6 protein-coding genes are annotated in these 10,435 nt (G+C 57.2%); all 6 read right to left on the bottom strand.

What is annotated here, in order from left to right; translation table 11 throughout:
- Positions 1-144: 144 nt before the first annotated feature.
- The 6 genes from H6B31_RS03910 to H6B31_RS03885 are packed head-to-tail and all read right to left on the bottom strand — an operon-like array spanning position 145 to position 10,420.
- A complete protein-coding gene (locus H6B31_RS03910) occupies positions 145-840 on the bottom strand; it encodes a hypothetical protein (protein WP_204897299.1) in 696 nt (231 codons plus the stop codon).
- A 3-nt stretch (positions 841-843) separates the two neighbouring features.
- Positions 844-2,745 (bottom strand): hypothetical protein, encoded by a 1,902-nt coding sequence (locus H6B31_RS03905; protein WP_204897298.1) that lies wholly within the window; start codon positions 2,743-2,745, stop codon positions 844-846.
- Between the two features lie 2 nt (positions 2,746-2,747).
- On the bottom strand, positions 2,748-4,757 hold the full coding sequence (locus H6B31_RS03900) for an SPFH domain-containing protein (protein WP_204897297.1): 2,010 nt from the start codon (positions 4,755-4,757) through the stop codon (positions 2,748-2,750).
- Positions 4,758-4,776: 19 nt separating this feature from the next.
- Positions 4,777-5,202 carry a hypothetical protein gene (locus H6B31_RS03895; protein ID WP_204897296.1) on the bottom strand — a complete coding sequence of 142 codons (426 nt, stop codon included), beginning with the start codon at positions 5,200-5,202 and terminating at the stop codon, positions 4,777-4,779.
- Entirely contained in the window at positions 5,192-7,744 is a 2,553-nt protein-coding gene (locus H6B31_RS03890; RefSeq protein WP_204897295.1) for a TIR domain-containing protein, read from the bottom strand. Before H6B31_RS03890 ends, H6B31_RS03895 begins: the two co-directional genes overlap by 11 nt.
- A gap of 30 nt (positions 7,745-7,774) precedes the next feature.
- Entirely contained in the window at positions 7,775-10,420 is a 2,646-nt protein-coding gene (locus tag H6B31_RS03885) for a TIR domain-containing protein (protein ID WP_204897294.1), read from the bottom strand.
- Between the last annotated feature and the right edge of the window lie 15 nt (positions 10,421-10,435).

Genomic DNA, 10,435 nt, shown 5'->3' with positions numbered 1-10,435 from the left:
CCTTCACTTTTCTTTTCCCTTTTTCTTACAAAATCCCTGTTTTCATCTCTTGAAAACAGGAGTTCTTTGACAGACTGGAGCGAGCCAGCACCCGTACGGGTGCTGGCTCGCTTTTTCGCCCACGATGCAAAGGTAAACTCAATTCTATTTGGTCTTGCTCAACTTACAAAGCTGGTTCCGCTCCGCCAAAATCCGCTCTGCCTCCTGGCAAACGGACAAGATCTGCTCTGTCTTTTGGGCCGATACCGCCTCCTGCAGCTGAGCGAGGCACTCTGCCAGTTGGTCCTCGATCTCCGTCAGCGCCTCACTGCTCACCGGGTCGCTGAATCGAAGATTTTCCGCCAGCTTCTCCAGGGGGCGAGCCGCCTCAGAGACCTGATTCAGCGTGACCAGGGCCCGCCCCTTGGCCTGGAACTCCCGCATCCGGGAGACGTCCTTCTCCAGCTTGATCTCCTGCCGGACCACCTCATCCCGCACCGCGTCAGCGGCCACAAAACCTGCCGCCGCTATCCCCAGCAGCACCACGTACAGCGCCAGCGGCAGCCAGACCGGAACAATCAGCCCCAGCGCCATAAATACCAGACCCGCAATCAGCTGGACGGCCAGGTAAATCACGCCGAGCTTGGCGATGGGGAAGCCATAGAACTTGCTTTTGACCCCCTCGCCCCGGTAGAAAGCGGTGCGGATGACGTAAATTTGTGCCAGAATGGCGATCATAGTAAAGAGATAGCTCACCGCAAAGACTGCTGTCTTCGGGAAGGGCAGGGCAAATGCCAGCACGTTGTAGACAACCAGCACCACGCCCAGAACGACCCACCAGCGTATCGCGTTCTTTTTCATCTGTTATTCCTCCAGTTCCTTCGCGATTGCAGCCAATCTGGCCTCGATCTCCTTCCGGCGCTTGCCGGAGAACAGGCCCTTCAGGTTGGCAAGCTCGTTTTGCAAGGCGGTGCGCTCCGCCTCCAGGGCGGCGCGGCGCTGGGCGCGGGCCTGGGCCTCCTCCTCTTCAAACCGCCTCTGGGCCTCTTTTCGCTCCTGCTCCACGGTCTCAATGCGGTCGAAGAGCTTCCAGCCGGACACATCGTACTTGTCGCTCGTGGTGACCACCATACCGTCCGCTTTTACGCCCACGAAAGTCCAGTCTCCAAATACTGCAACAATATCCGTCCAGGCCGACAACTGTTCCTTTGATTTCTTACTGCCAAGCCCATCAGCCATGACTGTGCCGTCGAATTTTATACTGATGGAATCTGATCCGCTGGAAGCCAAGGCGGCAATCTCTGTCCAATCAGAATACCGTTTCTGATCGCTGGACGTCTTCCCGGTTACAACAACGATTCCATCTTCTTTCAGGCCGATGATGTCCTCTCCGCAAGCGGCAATATCTACAATTCCGGTCCACCTTTCCGCCTGATACAGCTGCGTGAATTCCCATTGTCCCTCGGCAACTACCGTACCATCCGACTTCAGCCCGGCAATGTAATTTTTCCCGCCGATTATTTTTGTCAGGTTATCCCATTCTCTCAGCTTGTCTATTTCCCAGTCGAGTTTGTCTTCATCGGTGACGTGCAGGATTATGTGGCCATCTCTCTTGAGCCCCACAAATACATCGTGATAGTCGTGATAACCGCGGCGACTTCTGTCCACCTCGGTATAAACCATAGCGGTCAGATCGGTCCACACATCCTCGTCCAGAAAGCTCAGATTCTTCCCTGCCCATACTAGGGAACCGTCCATACGGACCCCAATCACACCAAAAGTCTTTGTATTGCCCTTTCCAACGAGTACCACCTGCGAGATGTTTTTCCAGGACAGTGCGGCCTCACGATACTGATTCCAGGCTGAAGTGTCAGAGCTGGCTTCTACCGCCCATAGCAGCGTACCATCGGACTTTACCGCGATCACATTCCTGTACGTTATGGAAATGCAGGAGGCTGCCGGGCGGATCAGCGCTCTGCGCTCCGCCAGAAGACGCTGTTGTTCTTCCGCTCTGCGCGCTTCCTCCTCCGCCTGCAAGCGATGCGCCTCTTCCTCCTGACGGCGTGCCTCTTCCTCCTGACGGCGCTCTTCCTCGCGCTGCCGCTGTATTTTCTGTGTCTGCTGCAGTGCAGCCGACTGATAGCCCTCCAGCTGCGCACGCAGCTCCGGCGAGGCAAAACGCAATGCTTTTTCAAAATCACTTGTCCCTGCGGAAACTCTACTTACCGATTCGATTTTTTCTACAGCAGCTTTTGCTTCTGCCAGGCTAGCACCTGTTTGCTGACGATACTGCAAGATTGCTTTCCCTTTTTGGTTGTTGCTCAAATAATCCAGAATTGGGTCAATACTCACATTATCCTGGATACCTGGAAGTGCTGTGCCGCGTTGAAACCCTCGGGGATCTTCCGCCATTTCGGCAATGCGCTTATAGCGGCACTTTGCGCAGTATCTTCCCACGTATGCCTCAGCGCACTCCGGGGCTATATTCAACACCTGATCAAAGCACTCATCGGCCCCCTTCCAGTCGCCGTCCTCCAGCAGCAGGTATCCCCGCTTCAAAAGGCTCTCCTTGTTGGCCCCGCCCTCGACCTTGACGGTGCCGGTGACCTCCACGGTGCCCTCCACCTGGACGGTGCCCCGGATCTCCTGGATTTTCGCCTTGGCCCACTCGGTGGAATACTCCATGCCGCAGGAGTCGCACTCGAACACGCCTCCCGGCTTCCCAATCAGCTTTCCGCCGCAGATCTCACATTGCAACGCCGCCATCTTTAATCGCCTCTCTTCTTTCCGCACTCCGGGCAGAATTTTCCGGTGATACCCTTCTGGCCGCAGGTACAGTCCCAGGTATCCGGCTGGGCGGGATCAGGGCGCTTGGTCCCGCACTCCGGGCAGAACTTCCCGGTGATGCCCTTCTGGCCGCAGGCACAGTCCCAGGTATCCGGCTGGACGGGCTCGGGCCGCTTGGCCCCGCACTCCGGGCAGAACTTCCCGGTCAGACCCTTCTGGCCGCAGGCGCAGTCCCAGGTATCCGCCGGAGCGGGCCTCTTTGCGCCGCAGTTGGGGCAGAACTTGCTGGTGATCCCCGTCTGCCCGCAGGCGCAGTCCCAGGCGTCCGCCGGGGCGGGCTTCTTTGCGCCGCAGTTGGGACAGAAGTTGCCGGTGATGCCCCGCTGGCCGCAGGCACAGTCCCAGCCGCCCGCCGCGGGTGCGGGCGGGACCGTGGGAGCGCTCTGTTCCTGGGTCTGGCCGCCAAACATGGGAGACATCGCCTCCTTGGTCATGCCCATGATGCCGCCCATGGCCCCCAGGGTCACGCCCAGCCCGGCGATATCGCCCAGCGCGCCGCCGCCTCCGCCGTTGGACCCCATCTGGCCCAGTCCGGCGGCGTAGGCCTTCTGGACCTCCGCCTGGAGCACGTCCTTCTCGGTGTAGCCCTTGGCCCGCATGACCTCCGCCTCGGTCAGTCCGGCCATCCGGGCGGCCTGTGCCTCCGCCTGGGCCTGGATGACCGTCCGCTCCGCCTCGCGCTTTTTCACTTCCGTCTCGGTGGTCTGGCGCTCCAGCTCCGCCTCACGCTGGGCGGCGGCGATAACCGCCTTGCTCCGCTCCTGGGCGGTACGGTAGGCGGCCTCGCTCTCGGCCTGGGCCGTCTTGACGGTGGCCTCCGCCTGATAGACACGGGTCTGGAGCATGACCGTGTGCAGTTCCCGGATGCGCTTGAAGTTGGGGTCGTCCTCGGGCAGCACCACATGGGTCACATAGAACTGGGGGATGGTCAGGCCGTACTCCTCAAAGCCGGGCAGCAGCTTCTCATGGAGGGCGGCGGAGATCTCGTCCACCCGCTCGTCAATCTCCAGCAGGTCGATCTGCTGGGCCTTGATGACGGCGGGGAGGCTGGTCTTGACCGTGTTGACGATGAGAGGCCGGAAGGAGCTCTGGACCGACTTGGTGAAGCCCTCCTGGTCCCCCCAGGCGATGCCGCTCTGGGTGCCCACCAGCTTGACCAGCAGTTTCCGGGCGTCCTGCACCTGTAAATTCAGCTCGCCGGAGGCGCCAATTTCCAGCGGCGTGCTGGTGAGGGGGTCGATGAAGCGCACCTTGTCCGGGGTCCCCCATTTGATGGACATCTGAACGGTCTTGTTGATGAAGTAGACCTCGGAGTGGAAGGTGCCCTCCGCGTCTGTGGGCAGCTCATAGAGCTTCTCCAGAATGGGAAGCTGCTGGGTCTCCAGGGTGTACCGGCCCGGCCCGAACAGGTCCAGGGCCTGGCCGTCCCGGAAGAAGATGGCCTCCTGGCTCTCATGGACGATGAGCTGAGAGCCCATGTTGAAGTCCTCGATGGGGTGCTTCCACACCAGGGTCTCATTGTCCCCCTCGTACTTGATGATGCTGGCCAGGCCCTCCTTTTTGACCTTCTCAGCCATGATGCGCTCCTGCACGTCGTTCACACAGTCGCAGACGGGGCAGGTGTATGTACGGGCGCTCTTGCTGGCCTGGAGCCGCACGCCGCACTGGGCGCAGGAGAACTCCTCCACTTTGTTCTGTTCCGCCTGGGTGTTGATGGGCTCGTGGCACACCGGACACTTGGCCTTCTCCCCCTTGGACTGGTCAAAGATGACCTCGTTTCCGCAGTGGGGGCACTTCCGGGCGGTCATCTTGTCGGTGCGCACGTCGATGGTGTACCCACAGGAACAGTCGATCTTCTTTCGCGCAAAGAAGCCCGTCTTGGCCTCCGCGTATTTCCCACAGTTGGGACATTCGATTACAAATTTGGACATGGCAAACCTCTACTTCTTTCTAATGTCTAAAATATTTTTCTTTGCTGTTGCTGATAAAGGCTTCGATTTCTTCTGTGACTGCTGTTCCACCCTGAGAAATTTCGTCATAAAATATAATAATTTGCTTTTCCATTTGCTTGTCAAACAGGATGCTGACCAAGGGAATGATTCTTCCCTTTAACCGCACAATTTCATCCCATAGTTCATCAGCGGACTTGGGGTGAACGTCATCCACTTCACTAAGTGTGGTCTTTTCGCTGCCGACAAACTCGATCAGTTTATTCAGAAAGTCCACAATTACACAGAATAGATCATATTGCTTCTTTCTCCATTCATGCTTGCGTTGTTCTTGATATTCAAGTTTCACCGCAATGATGCCGCCCAAAACAGAGCAACAGCCACCAATTAGTGCACCAATCAGGCCGCTCAACATTTCATTTCCCATGCTGTTCCTTTTTGAACGCTTCCTTCCGTTCCTTTTCCAATGCCTCCAGCTCAAGACAGATTTCATCGCAGCGCACTTTGATTTCCTTTTTTCTCTGTCTATTCCCAAACAGGCCTAATTTATTGTACTCTGCCCACAAAGTCGAACGCTCCTTTGTCAGCGCATCAATTCTCTGGATTCGTTCCCGATTTTGTTTCTTTTCTTCTTCTCTGCGCCGCTGTTCTTCCCTCATTTCCTCGGCCTTTTTCTCGGCGGCTTGATGCTCTTCCTCAATCGCCCGGCGCATCTGTTCTTCCCGCTCCTGCTTGTGCTCGATTGCCGTATCTGCGCTGTCAAACAATTTCCACTCTTCCACCCTGCTTAAGGACCCTCGCTTACCTGCGAACACCACGGTCCCGTCCGCTCTCAAACCGACCGTATGGGTATATCCGGCAGCAATGGCCACAATACCCGTCCACTCGGATACCTGGGTCTGCCCCTCCGAATGCGACCATTGATTGTCATCCATAGTCGCCACGACAGTCCCATTCGCTTTCAGCCCTACAACATGGTATGTACCAGCTGCGATTGCCACAATATCCGTCCACCCAAAAAGCGAAACCGTCTTCCTATCCCATATAGAAATCACCGTACCGTCGTCCCGCAGGCCGTATCCGCCAGCAATGTCAACAATATTTTCCAAGGCAGACATATCATCATATGAATGTCCACTTATGACGGTACCATCCTTGCGAAGTCCAATCAAGGAAAAGGCGGACATCGTAACAGCCGCAATATCCCGCCAGTCGGATACATCCACTGATTTGTCGTTGCCAAGTGTCCCCGCAGTGACGACGCTTCCATCTGACTTCAATCCAACCGTCAAATTATCAACGGCGGCAATGGCTGCAATATCCGTCCATTCGCTCACCTTCCACTGTCCTTTGTCATCCCCGTAATCTCCGTAGAAATCGACCACTACAGTCCCGTCCGCCCGCAGGCCCACGACATGATTCGTACCTGCCGCAACGGCGACGATGTGTTTCCAATTTCCGACTTTTTCCCCTTTGTCTTTGCCTCTGCCCCAGTCATAATAGCCAACTATTTTCGCTGTGCCATCCGTGTTCAGACCCACTACCAAGTTCAGTCCAGAAACAAGCCACGGTGCCGCTATGCGGAGTTTTTCCCGGATGGGCTTCAGGCGCACCCTTGCCTTGCGGCTCTCCTCCTGCTGTCGGGCCTCTTCTTCGCGCCGCCTTACTTCTTCCTCACGGGCTCTCTCATCATCTTCTTTATTTTTACAATGTTTTTTCAGTACATCCCAAAGTCGGAACCGCTGGTACCTCAGCTCATTGCCTTCCTTGACTTTCTGCAGATCCTTTGCCAACTCCGCATCCGCAAATTGTTCCGCACGGCGAAATTCCTTGCTGCTGTCCAGAGGATATATTTTGTTTCTCATACCTGTCAGCGATACAAGTCCATAAAACGCGAGGAATTTTCCCAAATAAGCTTCCGCACATTCAGGTACCAGATCCAGCACTTTGTCAAAATACTCCCCGGCACTCTTCCAGTCCTCATCTTCCAGAAACATCTGCCCACGTTTCAGCAGAGATTCCACCGTGGGGCCGCCTGCGGCTTGAGCCGGAGCGGCGGCCTGCGCCGCTGTCCCCTTCCCCAACAGCTTGTCGATGCCCCGGAGCAGGTCCTGAACGGCCCCCACTTTGCCCATGTCCTGGCCCTGGAGCTTCTGGAACTCCTTGGGCATGTCGTAGGCGTCCACATTCCTGTAGCAGGGAATCAGGTGCTTGCTCTTGTCCTGAGCCATCAGTTTCAGAAAACGGCTCCACTCGTTCTTGACCCACACGGCGTTGAAATACTCATAGTCGGTGCCGAACACCAGCATGATTTTCGCGCTGTTCAGCGCCGCGAAGATGTAGGGCTCATACTCGGTGCCCAGCTTGTCCTCCAGGGTGATTCGGGAGAAGAACACCCGGTAGCCCTTTTTGGTGAGGGCGTCGTACACGTCCTGGGCCAGCACGCTGTCCACGGTGCGTTCACCGCTGTCGTCGGTCTCCTTGTAGCAGATGAAAATGTCATAGGGCGGCTCCTTGCCGGAGACCTCCAAAATCCCCTTGCGGATGTCCTCGATGGCCTTGGCCTCGTCCCGGTATACCCGCCGGGCCACCGCGTCGGCGTTCTCGCAGGCCTGCTCAAAGTCGCTGTCCTCCAAAATGCTGTCAAAGGAGGAGCGGTGACAGGTGGGCACTTTCTTCCCGGTGGCCGGGTCATCCACATATTCAACGCCGTATTTACACAGCACCAGGCCCCAATAGGCCTCCGCCTCCTCGGGGAACTCCGCCACAATGTTCTCATACACCCCGGCAGCCTTATCAAACTCGCAGGCCAGCCGCAGCCGGTTGGCCCGGCTGAACAGGGTTAGCTTCTTCTCATTGTCTACATTGGGGACCGTCTGCTTCGTGCCGCAGTATTCGCACTCGGCCACGGTCACGCCCTCGGTGACGTTCAAATCGCCGCCACACATTTTGCACTTGATAATCGCCATTTTATGCGCTCTCCTTTATTGTAAGGATCGTTACAGCTTCTTCAGTTCTTCCTCAATCTCTGCAATCCTAGCCTCCATCTCCCGGCGTTTGCCGCCGGAGAAGAACCCCTTCAGGTTGGGCAGCTCCGCCTGAAGGTCGTCCCGCTCCTTTTCCAGAGCGGCCTTGCGCTTGGCCTGGACCTCTGCCAATTCCTGCTCTATCGTATCCAGACTGTCAAACAGTTTCCAAGAGCCGATCATCTCCTGCAGCTGTTCACTGGTGGAGACCAGGGTGCCATCCGACTTCAGGCCTACGACCCAACCGCCATTCGCAGAGAAGGCAATAATATCCTTCCACTTGAGTACCTCGCGTTCCTCATGTACGTACGGACTGGGATCTTTCGTCGCCACCATCGTTCCATCTGCTTTCAGGCCATAGGTAACAGAACTATCCCCTGTGGCACAGACCTGCACAATATCCTGCCAGTCCCTGACCTGACATGCGGCGCTGCTCGAGTCACCGATGGGAAGGACCAGACCATTTTCCTTTAAAAAGACCGCATGATAGGTGCTGGCCGACATGGCCACGTTTTTGAAGGCCAGCGTCAGCCCCGCGTTCCACATGACGGGATACTTTTGGGAAAAATAGCCGCTGTCCACAACCGTTCCGTCGGATTTCAGCCCGATCAGCGTGCCGGTCTTGTCATCAATTGTAGGGATGCGTGTGGCCGCAAAGTCCACAAAGTCCTTCCAATTCCCCGCATCTGGCAGGTCCCCCGCATAGGGGAGGTCCTGCCCGGTCCAGACCGCCGTTCCGTCCGCCTTGATGCCCACGGTGGAGGTAGTTGCGGCGGAGATGTCCACGATATTCCTCCAATGGGACACCTGGCAGAAGGAGTCATTGGAGGGGTTATACTTCTCTTTTTTGGTGTACTTTGTGGCCACCACCGTACCGTTTGAGCGCAGGCCCACCGTGTGGTAAAGCCCGGCGGAAACCGCCGTCAGATCCTTCCATCCGGACAAATCGGCCGCCCCAAACCGGCTGGCCCCGGCCACTAAGGGGGTACCGTCCAGCTTTAAGGCCACAACAAAACCCGCGCCCGCGGCGATGCGCTTACTGAACCTGCGGGCCAGCTCCCGCCGGGTGCGAAGCAGCTCCGCGTGGGCCTTTTTCTCCTCCGCTTCTTGAATTTTTTTCTGCTCTTTGGCCCGCTTTTGTTCCTCTGCGGCGTCTCTCTCGGCTTGCTCGGCATCCGCGATTTCCCGCTCCACTTCCTGGATGTGCTTCTCCCGGTTCTGCCGGAACGCGTCCCGGGCCTCCTCCAGTTGGGTCCGCAGCTCCGGCGAGGCGAAGCGCAGGGCCAGCGTGAAATTCCGGGAAGTTGCAGTGGGATCCGGGATCACGGCACTTATGTCCAGCTTTTCCATTCCCAGCAGCATACCCAAAAACTGCTGCGCTCCGGTCTGATCCGCGCCGGTTACATCTTGGTAAAATGTTTTTGCCCGGTCGAACTCCTTTTTTTGTGTCAGATTCCACAGGTGCAGGATTCCTTTCGCGTACAGCTGGTCACCATGGTCCAGGCGCATGAAGGAGAAATCCCGGTACTTCCGCTCCGCGCAGTACTTGCCCACATAGGCCTCGGCGCTCTCGGGGGCAATGTCCAGCACCTTATCGAAGTACTCATTGGCGCTGTCCCAATCCCCGCTCTCCAGGAAGAGCTGTCCCCGCTTCATCAGGGACTCCACTGTGGGTCCCCCTGCTGCCTGGGCCGGAGAGGTTGAATCCGTTTGAGCAGCTGCGTCCTTCCCCAGCAGTTTTTCGATACCCCGCAGCAGATCCTGGACAGCCCCCACCTTGCCCATATCCTGGCCCTGGAGCTTCTGGAACTCCTCTGGCATGTCATAGGCATCCACATCCCTGTAGCAGGGGATCAGATGCTTGCTCTTGTCCTGGGCCATCAGCTTTAAGTACCGGCTCCACTCGTTTTTCACCCACACGGCGTTGAAATACTCGTAGTCCGTGCCGAATACCAACATAATTTTCGCGCTGTTCAGGGCGGCGAAGATGTACGGCTCGTACTCGGCGCCCAGCTTGTCCTCCAGGGTGATCCGGGAGAAAAACACCCGGTAGCCCTTCTCGGTCAGGGCGTCGTACACATCCTGGGCCAGCACGCTGTCCACCGTGCGCTCCCCATTTTCATCCGTCTCCTTGTAGCAGATGAAGATGTCGTAGGGCGGCTCCTTGCCGGAGACCTCCAAAATCCCCTTGCGGATGTCCTCGATGGCCTTGGCCTCGTCTCGGTAGACCCGCCGGGCCACTGTGTCCGCGTTTTCGCAGGCCTGCTCAAAGTCGCTGTCCTTGAGGATACTGTTAAAGGAAGAGCGGTGGCAGGTAGGCACTTTCTTTCCGGTGGTCGGGTCGTCCACATATTCAATGCCGTATTTACAAAGCACCAGGCCCCAGTATGCCTCGGCCTCCTCCGGAAACTCCGCCACAATGCTCTCATAGACCCCGGCAGCCTTGTCGAACTCACCGGCCAGCCTCAGCCGGTTGGCCCGGCTGAACAGGGTCAGTTTCTTCTCACTGTCCACACTGGGGACCGTCTGCTTGGTGCCGCAGTATTCGCACTCGGCTACGGTCATACCCTCGGTGACGTTCAAATCGCCGCCGCACATTTTACATTTGATGATTGCCATAGTATACTCCCTCTC

The organism is Pseudoflavonifractor capillosus (assembly GCF_016899775.1).
GTDB lineage: Bacteria > Bacillota > Clostridia > Oscillospirales > Oscillospiraceae > Lawsonibacter.
This window is presented reverse-complemented; position numbering and strand designations above follow the sequence as displayed.

Coding starts and splice junctions, on each gene's coding strand:
- H6B31_RS03910 (WP_204897299.1), bottom strand. CDS start 840: ATGAAAAAGAACGCGATACGCTGGTGGGTCGTTCTGGGCGTGGTGCTG.
- H6B31_RS03905 (WP_204897298.1), bottom strand. CDS start 2,745: ATGGCGGCGTTGCAATGTGAGATCTGCGGCGGAAAGCTGATTGGGAAG.
- H6B31_RS03900 (WP_204897297.1), bottom strand. CDS start 4,757: ATGTCCAAATTTGTAATCGAATGTCCCAACTGTGGGAAATACGCGGAG.
- H6B31_RS03895 (WP_204897296.1), bottom strand. CDS start 5,202: ATGGGAAATGAAATGTTGAGCGGCCTGATTGGTGCACTAATTGGTGGC.
- H6B31_RS03890 (WP_204897295.1), bottom strand. CDS start 7,744: ATGGCGATTATCAAGTGCAAAATGTGTGGCGGCGATTTGAACGTCACC.
- H6B31_RS03885 (WP_204897294.1), bottom strand. CDS start 10,420: ATGGCAATCATCAAATGTAAAATGTGCGGCGGCGATTTGAACGTCACC.